Annotated in this window: 24 protein-coding genes and 1 riboswitch; of the genes, 21 read left to right on the plus strand and 3 right to left on the minus strand. The window is 34.4% G+C overall.

The genetic code is table 11. The features are described 5' to 3' along the window. Together ACFOZZ_RS11100 and ACFOZZ_RS11105 are read left to right on the plus strand one after the other, a co-directional pair. On the plus strand, window positions 1–220 hold a 220-nt coding region (locus ACFOZZ_RS11100; protein WP_376815254.1), incomplete at its 5' end, for a hypothetical protein. A 125-nt stretch (window positions 221–345) separates the two neighbouring features. Beyond that, window positions 346–1,482: an IS110 family transposase gene (locus tag ACFOZZ_RS11105; RefSeq protein ID WP_376815255.1), complete on the plus strand. Its 1,137-nt coding sequence runs from the start codon at window positions 346–348 to the stop codon at window positions 1,480–1,482. Between the two features lie 904 nt (window positions 1,483–2,386). Here the strand turns inward: ACFOZZ_RS11105 and ACFOZZ_RS11110 are convergent. After that, on the minus strand, window positions 2,387–3,577 hold the full coding sequence (locus tag ACFOZZ_RS11110; protein WP_006506928.1) for an acetate/propionate family kinase: 1,191 nt from the start codon (window positions 3,575–3,577) through the stop codon (window positions 2,387–2,389). A gap of 99 nt (window positions 3,578–3,676) precedes the next feature. Next, window positions 3,677–3,778, plus strand: a riboswitch (TPP riboswitch). Window positions 3,779–3,823: 45 nt separating this feature from the next. On the opposite strand from ACFOZZ_RS11110, the gene ACFOZZ_RS11115 reads away from it, so the two are divergent. The 13 genes from ACFOZZ_RS11115 to scpB all read left to right on the plus strand — a co-directional run bounded on the left by ACFOZZ_RS11115 (window position 3,824) and on the right by scpB (window position 14,663). Then, complete coding sequence (locus ACFOZZ_RS11115) at window positions 3,824–4,369, plus strand: energy-coupled thiamine transporter ThiT (protein WP_055233587.1); 546 nt, start codon at window positions 3,824–3,826, stop codon at window positions 4,367–4,369. 142 nt (window positions 4,370–4,511) lie between these two features. Beyond that, window positions 4,512–5,075 carry a DUF402 domain-containing protein gene (locus ACFOZZ_RS11120; RefSeq protein ID WP_006506926.1) on the plus strand — a complete coding sequence of 188 codons (564 nt, stop codon included), beginning with the start codon at window positions 4,512–4,514 and terminating at the stop codon, window positions 5,073–5,075. Further along, window positions 5,056–5,502 (plus strand): tRNA (adenosine(37)-N6)-threonylcarbamoyltransferase complex ATPase subunit type 1 TsaE, encoded by a 447-nt coding sequence (gene tsaE / locus ACFOZZ_RS11125; protein ID WP_278860636.1) that lies wholly within the window; start codon window positions 5,056–5,058, stop codon window positions 5,500–5,502. The genes ACFOZZ_RS11120 and tsaE overlap by 20 nt, the downstream gene beginning before the upstream one ends. Beyond that, window positions 5,495–6,100 (plus strand): tRNA (adenosine(37)-N6)-threonylcarbamoyltransferase complex dimerization subunit type 1 TsaB, encoded by a 606-nt coding sequence (tsaB, locus tag ACFOZZ_RS11130; RefSeq protein WP_376815256.1) that lies wholly within the window; start codon window positions 5,495–5,497, stop codon window positions 6,098–6,100. The genes tsaE and tsaB overlap by 8 nt, the downstream gene beginning before the upstream one ends. After that, entirely contained in the window at window positions 6,091–6,528 is a 438-nt protein-coding gene (gene rimI / locus ACFOZZ_RS11135; protein ID WP_055233584.1) for a ribosomal protein S18-alanine N-acetyltransferase, read from the plus strand. Before tsaB ends, rimI begins: the two co-directional genes overlap by 10 nt. After that, window positions 6,528–7,541 carry a tRNA (adenosine(37)-N6)-threonylcarbamoyltransferase complex transferase subunit TsaD gene (tsaD, locus tag ACFOZZ_RS11140; RefSeq protein ID WP_278860638.1) on the plus strand — a complete coding sequence of 338 codons (1,014 nt, stop codon included), beginning with the start codon at window positions 6,528–6,530 and terminating at the stop codon, window positions 7,539–7,541. The genes rimI and tsaD overlap by 1 nt, the downstream gene beginning before the upstream one ends. Further along, window positions 7,534–8,178, plus strand: a complete 645-nt coding sequence (locus ACFOZZ_RS11145; protein ID WP_055233582.1) for a redox-sensing transcriptional repressor Rex — start codon at window positions 7,534–7,536, stop codon at window positions 8,176–8,178. The genes tsaD and ACFOZZ_RS11145 overlap by 8 nt, the downstream gene beginning before the upstream one ends. 5 nt (window positions 8,179–8,183) lie before the next feature. After that, window positions 8,184–9,569 (plus strand): asparagine--tRNA ligase, encoded by a 1,386-nt coding sequence (gene asnS / locus ACFOZZ_RS11150; protein WP_006506920.1) that lies wholly within the window; start codon window positions 8,184–8,186, stop codon window positions 9,567–9,569. Window positions 9,570–9,611: 42 nt separating this feature from the next. Beyond that, on the plus strand, window positions 9,612–11,039 hold the full coding sequence (locus ACFOZZ_RS11155) for a metallophosphoesterase family protein (protein ID WP_278780621.1): 1,428 nt from the start codon (window positions 9,612–9,614) through the stop codon (window positions 11,037–11,039). Beyond that, window positions 11,036–12,415, plus strand: a complete 1,380-nt coding sequence (locus tag ACFOZZ_RS11160) for an NAD(P)-dependent oxidoreductase (protein WP_376815257.1) — start codon at window positions 11,036–11,038, stop codon at window positions 12,413–12,415. Before ACFOZZ_RS11155 ends, ACFOZZ_RS11160 begins: the two co-directional genes overlap by 4 nt. A gap of 119 nt (window positions 12,416–12,534) precedes the next feature. Next, entirely contained in the window at window positions 12,535–13,338 is an 804-nt protein-coding gene (locus ACFOZZ_RS11165; RefSeq protein WP_055233599.1) for a folate family ECF transporter S component, read from the plus strand. 10 nt (window positions 13,339–13,348) lie between these two features. Further along, a complete protein-coding gene (locus tag ACFOZZ_RS11170; protein ID WP_055233580.1) occupies window positions 13,349–14,083 on the plus strand; it encodes a segregation and condensation protein A in 735 nt (244 codons plus the stop codon). Next, a complete protein-coding gene (scpB, locus tag ACFOZZ_RS11175; RefSeq protein WP_055233579.1) occupies window positions 14,073–14,663 on the plus strand; it encodes an SMC-Scp complex subunit ScpB in 591 nt (196 codons plus the stop codon). The genes ACFOZZ_RS11170 and scpB overlap by 11 nt, the downstream gene beginning before the upstream one ends. Before the next feature lie 13 nt (window positions 14,664–14,676). Here scpB and ACFOZZ_RS11180 read toward each other — a convergent pair whose 3' ends face one another. Continuing rightward, entirely contained in the window at window positions 14,677–15,039 is a 363-nt protein-coding gene (locus tag ACFOZZ_RS11180; protein ID WP_055233578.1) for a hypothetical protein, read from the minus strand. A 113-nt stretch (window positions 15,040–15,152) separates the two neighbouring features. Here ACFOZZ_RS11180 and ACFOZZ_RS11185 point away from each other — a divergent pair, with 113 nt between their 5' ends. Beyond that, on the plus strand, window positions 15,153–15,707 hold the full coding sequence (locus ACFOZZ_RS11185; protein ID WP_055233577.1) for a DUF5662 family protein: 555 nt from the start codon (window positions 15,153–15,155) through the stop codon (window positions 15,705–15,707). Between the two features lie 30 nt (window positions 15,708–15,737). Continuing rightward, window positions 15,738–16,481: a pseudouridine synthase gene (locus ACFOZZ_RS11190; protein WP_006504735.1), complete on the plus strand. Its 744-nt coding sequence runs from the start codon at window positions 15,738–15,740 to the stop codon at window positions 16,479–16,481. Between the two features lie 29 nt (window positions 16,482–16,510). Here ACFOZZ_RS11190 and ACFOZZ_RS11195 read toward each other — a convergent pair whose 3' ends face one another. Further along, window positions 16,511–16,687: a ferredoxin gene (locus ACFOZZ_RS11195; protein ID WP_055233576.1), complete on the minus strand. Its 177-nt coding sequence runs from the start codon at window positions 16,685–16,687 to the stop codon at window positions 16,511–16,513. Window positions 16,688–16,803: 116 nt separating this feature from the next. Between ACFOZZ_RS11195 and ACFOZZ_RS11200 the strand changes: the two genes are divergently transcribed. The 4 genes from ACFOZZ_RS11200 to ACFOZZ_RS11215 form a co-directional block, all read left to right on the plus strand. Beyond that, window positions 16,804–17,415: a hypothetical protein gene (locus ACFOZZ_RS11200; protein WP_278780624.1), complete on the plus strand. Its 612-nt coding sequence runs from the start codon at window positions 16,804–16,806 to the stop codon at window positions 17,413–17,415. A gap of 12 nt (window positions 17,416–17,427) precedes the next feature. After that, window positions 17,428–18,090 carry a (d)CMP kinase gene (cmk, locus tag ACFOZZ_RS11205; RefSeq protein WP_055233575.1) on the plus strand — a complete coding sequence of 221 codons (663 nt, stop codon included), beginning with the start codon at window positions 17,428–17,430 and terminating at the stop codon, window positions 18,088–18,090. A gap of 11 nt (window positions 18,091–18,101) precedes the next feature. Beyond that, window positions 18,102–19,409 carry a ribosome biogenesis GTPase Der gene (der, locus tag ACFOZZ_RS11210; protein ID WP_055233574.1) on the plus strand — a complete coding sequence of 436 codons (1,308 nt, stop codon included), beginning with the start codon at window positions 18,102–18,104 and terminating at the stop codon, window positions 19,407–19,409. Window positions 19,410–19,677: 268 nt separating this feature from the next. Next, a partial coding sequence (locus ACFOZZ_RS11215) for a hypothetical protein (RefSeq protein ID WP_376815258.1) occupies window positions 19,678–20,125 on the plus strand: 448 nt, incomplete at its 3' end.

Here is a 20,125-nt window from a genome sequence, read left to right on the forward strand (position 1 = left end):
ACAGTTAGATTGGAATTTCACTAATCTAACTAAATACTATGGTACTTGGTATTATGTAGAAAATGGTAAGTTAAACTGGAACTATACTGATTTATTCCAGTACTTTGGTACATGGTATTATATTAGAGGCGGTGTTCTTGATTGGAACTATACAGGTTTAGCCTATCATGCAGGTGGTTATTACTATATTGATCATGGTGTATTAGACAATATGAAATGACGAGGAGGAAACAAAAAAAGTAACTCTCCTTAATTGTTCAATCGTGGATTTACCACTATACTTTGAGTAGAAATAACAATTCATAGTATTGTGGGATTACCGCAAACAAATAAGGAGGGTTACCTATGAATAGAATAATAAAAATTGGGATGGATGTCCATACTACAAACTACACTTTATGCATTTTTGAGCCATCTTTTGAACATGATGGTACAGTTCACTGTATTACACAGGTAAAACCTGAAATTAAAAAGATCATTCATGTTATTGAAACTTTTAAAAAGAAACACGAAAATGAAGAACTAAATATTGTATGTGGCTATGAAGCAGGATGTCTGGGATATTCTTTATATCATGAATTAAAAGAGAAAGGTGTGGAATGTGTTATCCTGGCTCCAACAACCATGAAAACTGAAAAAGGTGGAAGAAAACTCAAGAATGATTATCGTGATGCCAAGATGATTGCGGAATGTTTGGCTTATGGTGGATATTCTGCTGTACATGTTCCTACTGAACTTGATAATTCAGTAAAAGAGTTTATTCGTATGAGAGATGATATAAAAGAAAACTTAAAAAGCATTAAGCAACAAATAATTGCGTTTTTGACACGCAATGGTAAACAATTCAATGGAAAAAGTTACTGGACAAGAAAACATATTGATTGGATAAATACAATTTCTTTTAGTGAACCATTACTTCAAGATACCTTAAAAGAATATATGATTGAATATAATCATTTATGTGATCGTGTAGAGACTTTGGATAAACAAATTGAAGAAGTATCATTAAAAGAGGAATATGTAGAAAAAGTGCAACAGCTACAATGTTTAATTGGTATTAAAACGCATACTGCACTATCTTTGATCGTGGAAACAAGTGATTTCAATCGTTTTAAAAAAGGAAACATATATTCGGCATATTTAGGCTTGATTCCTGGAGATGACTCATCAGGAGGTCATGTAAATAAGCTTGGAATCACCAAAGCGGGGAATAATCACTTAAGAAAACTACTGGTTGAAGCAGCACAAGGTTATACACGAGGGAAAGTGGGATTTAAATCAAAAGATTTGAAAGCGAGACAGGAAAAATGCAGCAGTGAAGTAGTAGCATACGCGGATAAAGCCAATGAAAGATTGAGAAGAAAATACTATCGAATGATTTTGCGAGGTAAAAAATATAATGTAGCTAAAACAGCTATCGCAAGAGAACTTGCATGCTTTATATGGGGTATTATGACAGATCATATTGATTTATGTAGTTGATTATAAAAGGACTTAAACTTATTAGACAACATTTTTGATTGTCGTTAATAAAATTAATATTTAGTAACAAAAAAGAATCGAGGCTATTGGACAGGAAATCTCTATAAGAAGATGGTTAAAGTTATTCAAGACTAATCTATGTAGACACTTTTTATTCCAAAGATTTGATTCACGACCATAGACAAAGAAACTTGCGGCGAAACCATTGACCTGAGGTAACCAATCCACGTATAACAGAGTGGCCAACCGCCGATAAATCTGTATAGAAGTTTCTTGTCCTATGTCCTTGATTTAAAAAACAGAATAAAATGAAAAAACGGAAAAAACGAAAATCAAAGAAATGTGTTATTTCCACTTGACAATCGTCATTTCATAACAGATTGGAATTATTCTGGTTATGCCCAGGTGAACAATAAAGGAACTTACTATAAAGTAGTGAATGGTAAACGTGTTTAGAAGAGTGCTTAGGCACTCAATGGTATTAAGTTAAGCGACTAAATACCAAAAACCTCTTTGATTTTAAAATCAGAGAGGCTTTTTTATTTTTCACCAAGTTTAAGAAAAATATTGCTACTAGATTATCAAATTTAGCTTAACATCAGATTTTCTAATTCTTAAGAAACTGGAAAAGTATACATTCAAGATAAAGGAAATGGCATCTGTGATTCTTAGAACGATTGTGGATACAGAAATCTTCAATATCTAAATTGTATGAGCTATGCCCATTTCAATTCAGGAAGCATATTACGAGTATTGTTATGGGATTTTTTTGAATAAGTTAACCTCAAGCAAAAATTTACTTAAAAAGAGCGATTAAATATAAAAATAAGTAAAAAAGTCCTCCAGGTGTATGAATACCTGGAGGACATTTTTGTTAGTCTTTATAGAAAACTGAAGTAGTTTCTTATAAGTTTAATAATTCTTTTGTATCTCTAGCAATAACTAATTCTTCATCAGTTGGTACTACAAATACCTTGATCTTAGATTCAGGTGCAGAAATTAATCTTTCGCCATGACCTTCTACATTAGCCTTATCATCTAATACGATGCCCAATGCTTCTTTTACTAGATCAATAATTGCTTCTCTTGCAATAAAGCTGTTTTCACCAATACCAGCAGTGAATGAAATTGCATCAACATGTCCAAGTTCTACAAAATAAGAACCAATATAATCAGCAACACGTTTTCTAAACATATCAAAAGCTAATTTTGCTCTTTGGTTACCTGCATCCTTTGCATCAATGATATCTCTCATATCACCAGATACACCAGATACACCTAATAAACCAGATTCCTTATTTAACATTTTGAATACAGTCTTCATATCATATCCAAGATTTTCAATTAAGTGGTCTACAACTGATGCATCAATATCACCGGAACGAGTTGCCATCATGACACCAGCAAGAGGTGTAAGACCCATAGAAGTATCAATAGACTTACCGTCTTTTACAGCACAAAGTGAAGCCCCAGCACCTAAATGACATACAATGATATTAGCATGTTCAGGATTACCTAATAATTCCTGAGTACGCTTTGAAACATAGTAATGAGAAGTACCATGTGCACCATATTTTCTAATCTTGTTTTCTTCATAGAACTTATATGGGATAGGGTAAACTGCATTTTCAGGCTTAATAGAGTGATGGAATGCTGTATCAAATACTACAACAGCACCTGCAGTAGGAATAGCTTCCTTAAATGCATTGATACCGATAATATGTGCAGGGTTATGAAGTGGTGCAAGTGGTGATAATTCATCAATCTTAGCGATCACATCATCATCTACAACACAAGAACTATCGAAATAAGGACCACCCTGTACGACACGATGACCAATACCTTTGATTTCATCTAAACGTTCAACAATCTTTTTTTCAATTAATGTATCAAGTAATACCTGTACAGCTTCCTTGTGAGTAGGAACTGCAAAAATCTTCTTGTCTTTAGTACCATTGTACTTGATAGTGAAGATTGAATCTTCCATACCGATTCTTTCGATAATACCAGAAGTGATAACACTTTCAGTATCCATTTCAAATAACTGGAATTTCAATGAAGAACTTCCACAGTTAACTGCTAAAACTTTTGACATGCTTATATCCTCCTAAACACCCCTATTATAAACAGAAACCCCTAACATTTCTACTATAAATTTAGATTACGTGACAAAAAGAATATTCTGTAATATAATTATTACTGCCAGGGGCGCATTTATTGCTGAGATAGGTGAAAGCCTTGACCCTTAGCATCTGATCTGGGTAATACCAGCGTAGAGAGGCCGCACTTTTTTAATGACTTCTTTGCGTCATTTTAGTCATTGGAAAGGGGAGATTATAAAATGAATAAGAAGACATTATCCACTAGAGCAATTGCTTATGTTGCGTTATTTATTGCTATGCAGTTAGTTCTAGAAGTACTATTTAAGGTGATTCCAGGACAGCCACAGGGTGGTTCTATTACTTTAAGTTTATTACCAATCGTACTTGCAAGTTATTTAATGGGTGCACAATATGGAATTATTGTCGGTGTTGGTGCCACTGCTATGCAGTTTGTATTAGGTCTTGCTTCATATTATGGACCTTGGTCTGTTGTATTAGACTATCTTGTACCATTATCAGCACTTGGTATTGCAGGTTTTATTCCTAATTTTAAATTAGGCAAGACTGAAGTTTATACAGGTATTTTTGTAGGAATGATCCTTAAGTTCATTTCACATTTATTATCTGGTGCTGTATTATTTGTAAGTTATGCACCTAAGAACATGAATCCTTGGGTTTATTCATTCTTATACAACATTGGTTATAATGTAGGTACACTTATTTTAACTTATGTAGTGTTTGCACTTATTTATCCAAAACTTCAGAAAGCATTTAAGGCTATTTAACAGTGGGAAACCACTGTTATTTTTTATTTTGAACAGAAAACGATAACTTAAAAAGGCTTTATTTAGCAAAAAACAGGTGAGGTTTATGTACATTTCACCTGTTTTTTGCTATTATATTCGATAGGTTGAAAGAGGTTTGATTATGAAGAATTCATTAGTGGGGCAGGATGTGCTCATCCATTGCTATAAACATGACGGTAAGCCACATCGTACGTGGTCACGCTGTAAAATATTAGAAGAAACAGATCGCCATTTTATCGGTATAAATAATAATACATTAGTTACAGAATCAGATGGTCGTTCCTGGGTCACTAAAGAACCAGCTATCTGTTATTTTCCTAAGGATAGATGGTATAATGTAATTTGTATGATCCGTAGTGATGGTATCTATTATTATTGTAATATTGCCTCTCCTATATTATATGATGGAGAAGCACTTAAGTATATTGATTATGACCTTGATTTAAAGGTATGGCCTGGCTATCGTTATAAAGTACTAGATGAAGGTGAATATGCGGCTCATCGTATTAAATATCAATATTCAGATGAATTAGATGAGATATTCCATGAACAGCTCAATCGTTTGATTGTGATGACGATGAATGCATCTGGTCCTTTTCGTGCAGGATTTGCCCAGGAGTGGTATAATAAGTATCAGCAGATGATGAAAAATAGAGGAACTAAAAATGATAAACTTAAAAAATGAAGCTGAAATGATTGCTTTTGGTAAACGTATAGGAGAAACAATCTTTCCCCATTCTATTATCACATTAACAGGGGATCTAGGGTCTGGTAAGACTACATTCACAAAAGGAATTGGACAGGGACTTGAAATCAAGAAGATCATCAATTCTCCTACTTTTACTATTGTGAAGGTTTATTCTGGACGTATGACCCTTTATCATTTTGATGCATATCGCCTAGAAGGGGCAGATGATGATTTGGGATTTGAAGAGATGTTTGAAGATGATGGCTTATGTGTGATTGAATGGCCACAGTTTATTGAAGACATTATTCCAGAAGAAAGATTAGAAATAGAAATAATAAAGAATGAAGATGAAACACGTTCTTTAAAGCTTCATCCTATTGGTGAAAAGTATGAGAACTATGTGAGGGAGGTTACACATGATTAGTTTAGTGATGGATACATCAAATAGTTATTTAGCTGTAGGCTTATTTAAGGATAATATGTGTCTAGAAGCCTTCCAGGAAAAAGGTTCTAGAAGACAATCAGAAAAAGCAATTCCTTCATTAAAGGAAGTACTTGATCGTCATCATATTGCATTAAAGGATGTGAATGAGATGATTATTACATCAGGACCTGGCTCTTATACAGGTGTCAGAGTTGCAATGACTATCGCAAAGACACTTGCTGCAGTGTCTGATGTAAGAATTAAATCTGTGAGTTCGTTAGCCGCTTATGCAGGTATGAATCAGGCACTAAGTGTTATTGATGCAAGAGGACACAAGGTCTTTGTTGGTGTTTATGAAAATGGTCTTCCTTTAATTAAGGAACAGGTCATGACTTTAGAAGATTTTACCCTATTACGTGCTGAATATGAAGACTTTGAACTTGTAGGTGAAGTAGGCTGTCTTGGGTTAGATGAAAAAGAATGTGATCTTTGTGCTAATATTTATGCATTAGGACAGATGGCTGATCCAATCAAGAATGTTGATCTATTAGTACCAACTTATATTAAAGATGTTGAGGCTAAAAAAGCATGTTATTAAGAGAAATGCAGGAAGATGATCTTGATGAGATTGAAAGACTAGAAGGGTTATTATTTACCCCTGCCTGGTCTAAAGAAGATTTTCTTCATGAACTAAAAACAAATGATTATGCCCATTACTATGTTCTTGTAGATGACAAAATTGTTGGTTATGCAGGATTCTGGTATGCTTATGAAAACTGTGAACTAACTACAATTGGTATTGATCCAAATTATCAAGGAAAAGGCTTTTCTAAGTTATTGATGGATTATGGATTAAAAGAAGGACATAATAAGGGGTGTATTAATTATAGTTTAGAAGTGCGTGTATCAAATGAACGTGCGATTTGTTTATATAAGAAGTATGGCTATGAGATATGTGCTATACGTAAAGATTATTATGCAGACCATGAGGATGCTTATCTCATGGTAAGAAAGGAGGAAAAATAATGGCTGTTATTCTAGCTATTGAATCAAGCTGTGATGAAATGAGTGTTGCAATCTTAAAGGATGGAAAAGATTTATTAAGTCATGTTGTTGCATCACAGATTGATATCCATAAACAATATGGTGGGGTTGTTCCTGAAATTGCCAGCCGTAAACATGTTGAATGTGTCAGCACTGTTTTAAAGGAAGCATTAAGACAGGCAGAAATCTCTTTAGAGGAGATTGATGCAATTGCAGTCACAAAAGGACCAGGACTTGTAGGTTCTTTGCATGTTGGTATGCAGGAAGCCAAGACATTGGCTATTTATTTAAACAAACCACTTATTGGTGTACATCATATTGCGGGGCATATTTATGCTAATGAACTAGTGAATGATATTGAATATCCTGCAATGGCTCTTGTTGTTTCAGGAGGACATACAGAACTTGTTTATATGAAAAAGGAATTCTCTTTTGAAGTCATTGGTACAACATTTGATGATGCAATTGGTGAAGCCTATGACAAGGTAGGACGTGTTCTACATCTTCCATATCCTGGAGGACCTGTTTTAGATAAAATGGCGCATGAGGGAACTCATAGCTATACACTTCCAAAACCACTTGATGATGGAAGCTATAACTTCAGCTTCAGTGGCTTAAAGAGCGCTGTCATCAACTTAAAGCATAATGCAGACCAAAGAGGAGAGGAAATCAATGGCAATGACTTAGCCTGCTCATTCCAGGATGTGGCTATGGATACGATTACTTCTAAAGCCCTAGCTGCTGCTCATGATCTTGGTGTAAAGCAGATTATTGTAGCAGGTGGTGTGAGTGCGAACAAAGGTCTCAGAGAAAAAATGAGTACAAGTGATATTCCTGTTATTTTTCCACCAATGAAGTATTGTACAGATAATGCAGCAATGATTGCATCTGCTGCAAGTATCATGTATAAATACAATATGTTTGCCCCTTTGGACTTGTCTGTTAAGCCAGATTATGACTTAGAGGCGGAAAGTGTAGGAGACAACTATGAGTAATGAAAAGAAACAGAAAATTTCACGTGCGACGATGACACGTTTTCCTGTTTATTTGAAGGCTTTAAGAGTTATGGGACATAAAGGCAAAGAGAACTTCTTATCGAGTGAACTTGCGGAAGTTACTCATATCCAGGATACGACTATCCGTCGTGACTTTGGCTTTTTGCCTCAGAAGAATACACTGGGCAAACGAGGTTATGGTTATGATACAAAAGAGATGATTGAAACACTCAGTGACTTTTTAGGTTTAGGACTTGATGAACCAATTATTTTGATTGGTGTAGGTAACTTGGGATCAGCTATTTTGAAATATAACCGCTGGAAATACACAGTTGGACAGATTGTCTGTGCTTATGATAAGGATGCTAATATTGAAGGCGAACGTTTTGGTGTCAAGATTCATAAGAGTGATGATTTGGAAAAAACATTCCCTAAGGACTGTAAGATTGCGATTCTTGCGATTTCTGATAATGTTCAGGAAATGGTGGATCGTTTAGTGGCATTAGGGATTAAAGGCATTGTAGACTTCACCCACTCTCATTTTATTGTGCCTCAGGGAGTAGAGGTACAGAATGTGGATGTCGTTGTAGCAATACAAGAATTAGAATTAAAGATGAAATCAAATACAAAGGAGTAAGAAGGATGTTTGAATTTATGACAGTAAGAGAACTTTATGAAATCTGTCGTGCAGATAATGCTGTAGAAACAGATAACGTAGAGTATGTTGAATTAGAAGGATGGGTAAGAACAAATAGAGATAGTGGTAAACTAGGATTCATCGCATTAAATGATGGTTCTTATTTTAGAAATTGTCAGGTTGTTTATTTAGAAGAAAAATTAAAGAACTTTGATGAAGTTTCACATATCGCAACTGGTTCAGCTATTCATGTATTAGGTAAGTTAAAATTAACACCTGATGCAAAGCAGCCATTTGAAGTAGAAGCCACTGAAATTATTCTTGAAGGGGACTGTGATAGTGATTACCCATTACAGAAGAAGAGACACTCTTTTGAATTTATGAGAGAAATCCCTCATTTAAGACCAAGAGCAAATTCATTCTATGCTATCTTCAGATTAAGATCTGTATTATCTATGGCTATTCATGAATTCTTCCAGGATCAGGGATTCGTCTATGTACATACACCAATCATCACATCTAATGATGGTGAAGGTGCTGGAGAAATGTTTAGAGTAACAACTATTGATGATACTGATTTCTCTAAGGATTTCTTTGAAAAAGAAGCCTACTTAACAGTAACAGGACAGTTACATGTAGAAGCATTCGCTATGGCATTTAGAGATGTTTATACTTTTGGACCAGCATTCAGAGCTGAAAACTCAAATACATCAAGACATGCGAGTGAATTCTGGATGGTAGAACCAGAAATCGCATTTGCAGACCTCGAAGATGATATGTGTTTAATTGAAGAAATGGTTAAATACTGTATTCAGTACTGCCTAGATAATGCTCCAGAAGAAATGAAATTCTTTGAACAGATGGTTGACCATGACTGTATCAACCGTATCACAAAGGTTAGAGATTCTCACTTTGCACGTATGACTTATACAGAAGCTATTGATCATTTATTAAAGGCTGATGTGAAGTTTGATAACAAGGTTGAATGGGGTATTGATTTAAATGCTGAACATGAACGTTATATCTGTGAAGAAGTTGTAGGTGGTCCTGTATTCTTAACAGATTATCCAAAAGAAATCAAAGCATTCTATATGCGTTTAAATGATGACAACAAGACAGTTGCAGCATGTGACTTATTAGTACCTGGCATCGGTGAATTAGTTGGTGGTTCACAGAGAGAAGAACGTTATGACGTTCTTGAAAAGCTAATGGATGAAAAGGGCATGAATAAAGAGACACTACAGTGGTATATGGATTTACGCCGCTTTGGTGGATGTAAGCATGCTGGATTCGGTTTAGGTTTTGACCGTTTCTTAATGTATTTAACTGGTATGGCTAACATTAGAGATGTAGAACCATTCCCACGTACACCACGTAACTTGAAATTCTAAAAGACCACATATGTGGTCTTTTTTCTTAAAGGAAGTAATATTATGGATGAATTTAATGGCATCAATACTTTTTTTAATATGATTTACCATAATGACCGTGCTTTTTCTCGTGCTTTATTGAATTATCAGTCTTTTAATGATTATCGACAGTGGTTAAGAAATCATCACATAGAATTTAAAGAACTTGATATGATTGATGAGTATTCATTCAGTATGATTTGTCCTGATATGACAATTAAAGATGTATCCATGCTGACACATACCAATTTACAAGAAGGTTTACAACGTATTCGTTCTTTCTTTAAAGATAAGACTTTCTTGTTTCTTATTCCTGGTACAAATAAAGAAATTGAAAACTATTCTTTTACAGGAGTGGATTATATCTTTACAATAAGCAAACCTTTTAAGCAGGAAGACTTGTCTTTCTTAGACCCATTTCCTGGACTACTTGAAGCTTTATTTTATGCAGATGAATGGCCTGGAGGACTCATATTTAATTCTAAACATGCAGCCTTTTACCCATTGCATAGTAATTCCCAGTCAAAGGCATTACAGAAAAAGATTGATGAGAAGACAATGTTTAATAAAGAAGGACATTCTTCTTTTATTTACCATCTATCTGATTTACATCTAGGACCTAAAAAGAAACTTAAGGCAGTTTCTAATCTCTTAGATTCTATGGATGAATGTGATCAATATGCACATAGTCCTCATAGTAAACAGGTCTTTATTACAGGTGATCTCATGAATTCTCCTAATACAAAGAATATGTATCAGGCCAATAGCTTTATGACAATGATTAGAAAGAGATATAAGGCAGATATCACTTTTGTGTTAGGTAACCATGATATGATAGTAAAAGGCTTAAGTATTGGTGGAAGACAACGTACAAAAGTCATAGCCTATTTACTAGGTGAAAAGATCAAGGTTATAGAAAAAGATAAGATTATACTTGTAAAGATAGATTCTAATGCTGGTGGTAACTTAGCTAGAGGAATGATCACAAGAAGACAATTAGACCAAATAGACTCAGAACTTGCAGGAATAGAAAATCTAGAAGATTATACGATTGTGGTCTTACTACACCATCATGTATTTAAAGTCTCTAAGTCGGACTTCTTAAAAATACGATGGCGTGAAAAATCTATATTTGGAAGTATATTGGATAAATCTAAAGCACTTGTAGATGCTAATATGTTTGCAACATGGCTTCAACAACGTCATATTAAATATGTCCTTCATGGTCATAAGCATGTCCCTTATTTCATGAATAAAAATGGTACATACTATATCTCAGCAGGAAGTGCAACAGGTGGTTTAAAAGAAAGTGAAAGTCATTATTATTCTTATAATGTATTACGATATGATTATATGGATAAGAAGATGAAAACATGTCTGATTTTCTATGATGATAACAAGAAAGCAGAAAGGAAACGTGTTGAAGTATATTTAATGGAGGAAGATAAATGAAATTAGTTGATAAAATGAAAGATGAACGCTTAGGGATTGCGATTTTATATAATTTCTCTAAGGGATATGAAAAACCAGTTCCTATGGAACTATATGATATTGTATTACCTTTTATCTATCATGATGCATTTAGAAAAGAAATTCTCAAGCATGATACATTAAAAGATGTCATTGAAGCATCTATTGAAGCAGATCCACACTTTAAAGAAGTGATTCTTGAAGCAATTAATGATGATGAAGGCATTACCTCTAAAGCATTAGGGATGGCCATGATGGGTGGAATGCTGACTTATGAGATGATTGATGGAAAAGTTTGCGGTAAATTACATGAAGCTGAAGTTTTAGACTTTAACGAATGTATTATTTTTGGTAAGATGATGCAGGACCATACAAAAGAAGAAATTCTTGGTTTGTTACATCAGGAACTTCGTATTGTCTTCTTGCAGGTAGAAACATTAGGGAAGGATGTTAACACACATATCTTTGATGATCTTGGAAGAGTGACTTATCATGAAAATGTAGACCAGTTAGATGTTATTTCTCTTTGTAAGGATGCAGATATCGTTATTACAAATAAGAATCTGTTTAGAAAAGTAGAAATTGACCGCTGTCCATATCTTAAGATGATTGCGGTAACAGCCACTGGCACAAACAATGTAGATTTAGATTATGCAAAAGAAAAGGGAATCCGAGTAGCCAACGTAAAAGGATATTCTACTGAAGCTGTTGCTCAGCTTACTCTTGCATTATGTCTAGAACTTATTGAACATACATCACGCTATGATAGTTATGTAAAATCACAGCAATATGAAAAGGATAAGGTCTTCTCATTCTTTGGTTATTCATTCCATGAACTATCTACTATGACTTGGGGAATTGTTGGTCTAGGCGCAATCGGTCAGCGCGTTGCACGTATTGCGGAAGCATTAGGATGTCAGGTGCAGTATTATTCTACAACTGGACATCATCAGGATGAACACTTCAAGCAGGTGGATTTTGATACATTACTTAAAACAAGTGACATTATTTCTATTCATTCACCTCTTACAAAAGAGACAGAACATTTATTTGATGCAGAAGCTTTCAAGAAGATGAAAGATACAGCCTACCTCATCAATGTAGGACGAGGTCCTATTATCGATGAAGAAGCACTAAGTGATGCATTAAATAATAACCTTATTGCAGGAGCAGGTTTAGATGTATTTGAAAAAGAACCACTTCCTTCAACAAGCCCTTTATATAGTGTTGATCCTCAAAAGGTCGTTTTCACACCACATGTTGCATGGGGTTCAGTAGAAGCAAGACATCGTTTGATTTTTGAAGTACGTGAAAACATTATCGCTTTTATTAAAGGTGAGGACCGTAATAACTGTTAAAAAGGAAAAGGAGGAGCCTATAAGAAGGCAAGTGTACGGTCAGAGATGATCGGAATTAACGTCTGTGGACTAGCGATAGGTTGAAACAGAAACATTTGTTTATTGTAGCATTTAAAAAAATGATTCAAATTATTATTGTATGTATTTTAGTATTACTTGGTATTTACTGTTTTAAGGTTTATCCATTAGAAAGAAGAAATACCAAAAAGCTCGCATTTAGTGCTTTGATTATTATCATCACATTGATTCTAAAGAGACTTACTATTATGGTACCGTTATTTGGTGCTGAAAGCTTAAAGATTGGTTTTGAATATATTCCAGTTATGTTGGCAGGTATTATTCTTTCACCTAGCTATGCTTATCTCATTGGTTTAATTACTGATTTACTTGGTTTAGTGATTTCTCCAACAGGATTCCCATTCTTTGGATTTACACTCAATCAGGTATTGATTGGTTTGATTCCATCACTTATTGCTGTAAAAGTAAAGAATGTAGATGGAAAACGATTTGGTAAAGTTGTATGTCTCATGATTGCATTATTTGGTGGAGCAGGATCGCTTTTTGTTGCTTTACAAAAAACAATCTCTATTGGTAAAGTCACTTATACATTAACATCTTTGCAAAAAGGTGTTATGATTGGACTCTGCCTTATTGCCTCTATAGGTTTTATTCTTTTTATGTTGAAACGCACAAAGAATATGAAAGACAATGATGTGTCATTATTTGGTACTTGGCTATTAAGTGTTATTTTAGTAGAACTTGCAATTACATTCTGCTTAACACCTTTCTGGCTACAGATTATGTATGGCATTCCATTTGTGGTATCTGTAAGTATTCGAGTGATTAAGGCATGCTTTATTATCCCATTAGAAATCATTATTGGATTCCCATTATTGAAACAGATGGATAAATTATATAAATAGGAGTAAGGATATGGAATACCAGGTCACTGTAGACCAGTTTACTGGGCCGCTCGATCTCTTGCTTCATCTAATAAAAGAACATGATATGGATCTTCTTGATCTTGATGTAGCGGCGGTATGTGACCAGTATCTCGCTTATATTCAAACTATGGATCCTTCTCTCTTAGAAGCTGTCTCTGAATATTTAGTCATGGCAGCCTGGCTTATTGAAATGAAAAGTAAATTACTTCTTCCTAAGCCAGAAATAGATGAAGAAGATGATTATGAAGCAGAAAGAAAGAGAATGATTGAAAGACTGATTGAAAAGAACCGCATTAATGGTATCTTAGAAGCTTTTGAAGCCTCTTATGATAAACGTCAGACAATGCATTCTAAAATACCTTCAGCATTAGAAGAATATCTTCCTAGTGGTGAAGAAACTATTCCTGAGGGAATGGAAGTTTATGATTTGATCAAGGCGATGCAGAGAGTAATGCAAAGACGTGCTCTATTGCATCCTCTTGAATCTAAAATTGCACGTGTAGAAATATCTATTGATGAAAGAACAGAACAGATCAGAAGTTATTTCTTGCGTCATAAAGGTAAAACTGTTGATTTTGAAGACTTGTTTGATGAAGGAGACCGCTATTTTGCGATAGTGACATTCCTTTCTATTCTTGTCTTAGTGAAAAACAGTGAGTTATTGATTGCTCAAAGTGGTAATTTTGAAAAGATTTATTTGAAAGGAACAGACTATGGACAATAATGAGTATTTATCAGTCATAGAAGGTATGCTTTATATCTATGGTGATGAAGGCATTACAATTAAAGATATTGCGGATACATTAGAAATCACTAAGAAGGAAGCTTACGAACTGATGGATGAATTACTCTCTCTTTATGCTTCTAAAACAGTTAAGGGTGTAGATATATGTGATTTTGGTGGGACTTATAAGATGGTGACATTATCACAGCATGATGTCTATTATAAGAAGATGATGACTACAAGTGGTAGAAAACTATCTAAGTCTGCGTTAGAAACATTGGCTATTGTTGCTTATTATCAGCCTGTTACTAGAATTCGTATTGAAGAAATACGTGGTGTAGGCTGTGAATCAATGATTCGTAAGCTTTTAGCACAAGCCCTTATTAAGGAAGTAGGTCGTGAGGATTCACCAGGGAAACCTGTTTTATATGGCGTCACTGATGAATTCATGGATGCTTTTAACTTAAAAAGCTTGGATGAATTACCAGAACTTAAAGAAATCGAATCTGAATTTGATGAAGAAGATATCTTCAATACAAAATATCAGGAAAAGGTAGAAGAAAAGCCAGAAACGAATTAGTTTCTGACTTTTTTTATGACTGACATTCTTTTAATAGTTTTAAACGACGTTTATAATATTCAATCTTTTCTTTAACCTGTTTCTTTACAGCCACAGAAGTTGATTCTGCAAGAGAAATGGTACCAAGCATGATCATCAGTGTCACGATTGGCATTCCAAATAAGAATAACTTAGAATGACTAATAAAGAAAAGGATTCCTAATACGACAATACTTATTAATGCATATCTTAATGTACGCATACCTAAGCAGTAGCTATATATTTCTGCTCTCACATTTTCGTAGGAGTTCTCCAAGAAAGTAATAACTTCCTCACAGCTTTCTACATCAAGTGAAGCATCATCAATATTTGTTTCTATTTCAATGTGAAATGCCATAGTTCTACCTCCAATTCTCTATCATTATATCATTGAATTATAAAAAGAAAAGACATATACTTAAGAATGATTTTATATTATAGTGGTAAACACACAGAAATGAGGGAAATACAGTGCATATTTGGGGACATTTTAAAACAATTACAAGACATAAGATATTGGTAGGCAAGCTATGCTTTAAAGTACATTTATATAAGCAGGGCTTATTACATGACTTATCTAAATATTCTCCAAGTGAATTTATTACAGGTATTAAGTATTATAAGGGAACATATTCTCCTAATAGCGCTGAAAGAAATGAGAAAGGCTACTCAACAGCCTGGCTTCATCATAAAGGCCGTAATAAGCATCATTGGGAATACTGGGTGGATTTTACAAGAAAGGGTCAGGTTCCTGCTAAAATGCCTTACAATTATGTGCTAGAGATGTTCTGTGATAGAGTTGCAGCAAGCAAGATTTATGAAGGAAAGAATTATACAGATGCCTTTCCTTTACAATACTATGAATTAGGACAATATTCTTATATATTACATCCTGAAACACGTGCCTTAATTCGTTTCATGCTTGTTTATTTAAAAGATCATGGACTAGATGATACAATTAAAATGCTAAATAGACATCATGATTATGATGAATATTTTGTTGAATTTAAGGACGATTTCATGTAGATTAGTTAATGGAAAAGAAAGGGTGGAACAATGGAAGAAAGGTTACAAAAAGTGATTGCACAGAGTGGTTATACTTCACGTCGTAAAGCAGAAGAACTCATCCAGCAAGGTAAAGTGACAGTGAATGGTGAAGTCGTAACAGTACTTGGTACTAAGGTCACTAAGAAAGATACAATCTGTGTCAATGGAAAACTTATTAATAAAGAAGATAAAGTATATTATTTATTCTATAAACCAGAAAAATGCGTGTGTACTATGAGTGATGAACATGATCGTACATGTGTAGCTGATTATTTTGCAGATAGTAATGAAAGAGTTTATCCAGTAGGAAGACTTGACTATGATACAACAGGTGCTTTATTTATGACAAATGATGGTGAATTTGCGAACCTTATTATGCATCCATCTAGTCACTTAGAAAAAGTCTATGAAGTATCTGTTAAGGGATTACTTACCAAGGCTGAAAAGAACCAGCTAGAAAAAGGTATCTATCTAGAAGGTGTTAAAACATTACCTTGTGAAATTGCGATTACTGGAAATGATGAAGAACATGGTACGACTATGTTGTTGATTCGTTTAGTAGAAGGTAAGAACAGACAAATCAAGAAGATGTTTGAAGAAGTAGGACATCCTGTAAAGCGTTTAAGAAGAATCATGATTGGTCCAATTGACTTAAAGGGATTAACTCCTGGTACTTATCGTCGTTTAAAACCACATGAAGTAAATGTATTACGTACAATGGCTTTAAAAAAGAAAAACGCAAACAAAAAATAAAAGAGGATGCATCGCATCCTCTTGCTTTATTATTCAGCTTCAATTACGCCAACTGGGCAGCCATCGATAGCATCCTGAACAGCTGGATCTTCAGTTTCTTCAACGATTACTTTTGCTAATCCTTCGTCATCTAATTCAAAAACGTCTGGGCAGATTCCTGCGCAAGCACCGCAACCTAAGCAGCCTTCATTAACTTTAACTTTCATTTACATATCCTCCTTATTTCATATATATCCATTATAGCGGATTATGAGGTTTTTTGAAAGTTATTTTCTTAATTTTATAGGTATGCTATAATAAATACGATTAGGTGGTGAAATTTATGTCAGAACAGACAAGAATGTCTAAGTATAAGGATTTACGTGACAATATCGATGATGATACTTATGTGCCTCATGAAGAGGATGATGCTGATGATGATTTCTTATCATTTATACCAAAGTCAAATCATCGTGAAAGTCTAGAACCAAAGACATATGAAACACTCAAATATGAAAGCAACCCATTTGAATCATTGCACGAGGATCATCTCAATAAAACAAGAACACGTACGGATACACGTCTTGATATTTTGAATCAAATGAAAGAGGATGCTTCTTCACAGGATACTATCTGTGATTATCATACGTCTGAGTTAAGAAGAGGGCATGCAGTGAAGGGTGGTAGCTTGATGGACAAGTTGGCTGCTATGTCACCTGAAGAAGATGTTGAAGCTTTTAGAAAATACAGTGAAGAAATATCATATCGTGAACCGGTGAAAACTGAACCAGTAGTGAGAAGTGCACCAAACTATAAAAATAAACATGCACAAAAGAAAGCACCATTACCGGAAAAACAAGAAGATAAAAAACTTACAAAGATTTTGAATGGTGTAATCGCATTACTTGTCATTGCGGTGATTGTATTTATTATCATGACTTTTCTGAATATTTAGGGGGATTTTAGAATGAAAAAAATTGCTATTGCGATTGATGGGCCTGCAGCTGCAGGTAAGTCTACGATTGCTAAAAGAGTCGCAAATAATCTAGGTTATACTTATATTGATACAGGTGCAATGTATCGTTGTGTTGCATATTATGCACTTGTAAAGGGTGTTGATTTCCATGACGAAAATGCTGTCTGTCGTTTATTACCAGAAATTAAGATTAAATTAATGCCTGATAACACTGTCTATTTAAATGATCGTGATGTAACTGCAGATATTCGTGTGAATGAAATCAGTGCAGGTGCATCTATTGTTTCTGTTTATTCTAAGGTAAGAACATATTTAGTTGCACAACAAAGAGAAATGGCCAAAGAAGGCGGCGTTATTCTTGATGGTAGAGATATTGGAACTGTCGTATTACCAAATGCAGAGCTAAAGATCTATCAGGTGGCATCTATTGAATGTCGTGCTTTACGTCGTCATAATGAAAACTTAAGTCGTGGATTGAATTCTGATCTTGATGAAATCAAGAAGGAAGTGGCTGCACGTGATGAAGCAGATATGACACGTGAGATTTCTCCATTAAAGAAAGCAGATGATGCAATTGAAATTGATACTTCAGATATGACTATTGATGAAGTTGTTGCACATATTATGGATTTAGTTGAAAAGAAGACTCAATAAGGAGGCGAAATATGAAAAAAGGTATTGTTGCGATTGTAGGTCGTGCAAATGTAGGAAAGTCTACATTATTTAACCGTATTATTGGTGAACGTGTTTCTATTGTAGAAGACGTACCAGGTGTTACAAGAGACCGTATTTATGCGAAAGCAAGCTGGCTTACAAAAGAATTTAGAATTATTGATACCGGTGGTATTGAATTAAAGAATGCTGATTTTACAGAACAGATCAAGACTCAGGCTGAGATTGCGATTGAAGAAGCTGATGTTATTATCTTTGTAGTTAATGGACGTGAAGGTTTAACAAGTGAAGATAACTTTGTAGCAAGAATGCTTCAGAAATCAGGTAAACCTGTACTTTTGGCTGTTAATAAGATTGATGATGTGGCATTTAGAGATAACATTTATGATTTCTATAGCTTAGGTATTGGTGAACCAATTCCTGTATCAAGTGCTCATGGTATTGGTGTAGGGGATCTTCTTGATGAAGTTATTAGAGTGCTTCCAGATGAAGAAGATGAGTTTGAAGAGGATGAAATCAAGGTGTCTATTATTGGTAGACCAAATGTTGGTAAATCTTCTCTTACAAATGCGATTCTAGGTGAAGACCGTGTTATTGTTTCTAATATTGAAGGAACAACAAGAGATGCTATTGATACATCATTTGAAAAAGATGGGTATAAGTATAGAATCATCGATACAGCAGGTATGCGTAAGAAGGGTAAAGTCTATGAGAATATTGAAAAATATTCAGTACTTCGTGCTTTAAAGGCTGTAGAACAGAGTGACGTTATTCTTTGTGTTGTCGATGGTGAAAGAGGCATTATTGAGCAGGATAAGCATGTTGCGGGGTATGCACATGAATTAGGTAAATCAGTTGTCCTAGTTGTTAATAAATGGGATGCTGTGACTAAAGATGAAAAGACAATGGCTAAGATGGAAAAGAACTTAAGAGAACAGTTTAAGTATCTTGACTATGCACGTATTGCTTTTGTCAGTGCTTTAAAGAAACAGCGTATTAATACATTATTTGATTTAATTGTAGAAGCATACATGAATGCTCATAAACGTGTGACTACAAGTGTATTAAATGATGTTATTGTAGATGCTCAGGCAATGAATCCTACAACTACATTTGAAGGTGGAAGACTTAAGATCTATTATGCCAACCAGGTTGCTGTACAGCCACCAACATTTGTATTATTTGTAAATGATCCTAAGTTCATGCATTTCTCATATAAGCGTTATCTAGAAAACTGCTTAAGAGATCGTTTTGGGTTTGAAGGAACGCCAATACATATTATCTGTAGAAAAAGAGATTAAAACTGACTTAATAGGTCAGTTTTTTTGCGCAATGAAATTTGAAGTAATAAATATTTATTGGTACTAGGCTTGTTATAATAAGATATCTCGTTATTTAGGCAAGGATGGTGCAGTAGAAATAATGAGTAAAGGGATATGTTTAGAGGAGTATCTGAACATTAAATATAATAAAAATACCATTTAATACAAATAATTTATTATACCGTACTATAAGGGTAGAATAAATATGGGATGATAATCCTATTCTAAAGAAAGGAGGTGACATTTCATGAAGAAGCTAAGTAAGTTGTTATTAGGCTTGATTTTATCTTTTATGGTTATTCAGGTACCTCTTGCTTTGAATCATTCTGTTTATGCGTTAGATGATGAAACAACAGAAGATGTGATTACACCAAAGTCAGGACTTATGTATGAAGATAACCAATTTGTCTATTATTCAGATGGAGAAGTAAACAAAGACTTTAAAGGGTTAGCTGAATATGAAGGTGAAAAGTATTATGTACAGAATGGGACTGTAGATATAAAGTTAACTGATGTAGTCTATATTGATGGCACTTGGTATTACATTGATAAAGGTCGCTTAAATGAAGAAACAAGGGATGTTATTTATCATTGTGGTGGATGGTACTTTGTAGAGAATGGTACGATTGACTGGACTTATACAGGTGTAGTAGAACATTGTGGTGGCTACTTCTATGTTGAAAAAGGTCAGATTA

Source organism: Catenibacterium sp. GCM10023432 (genome assembly GCF_042651925.1).
Taxonomy (GTDB): Bacteria; Bacillota_I; Bacilli_A; order Erysipelotrichales; family Coprobacillaceae; genus Catenibacterium; species Catenibacterium mitsuoka.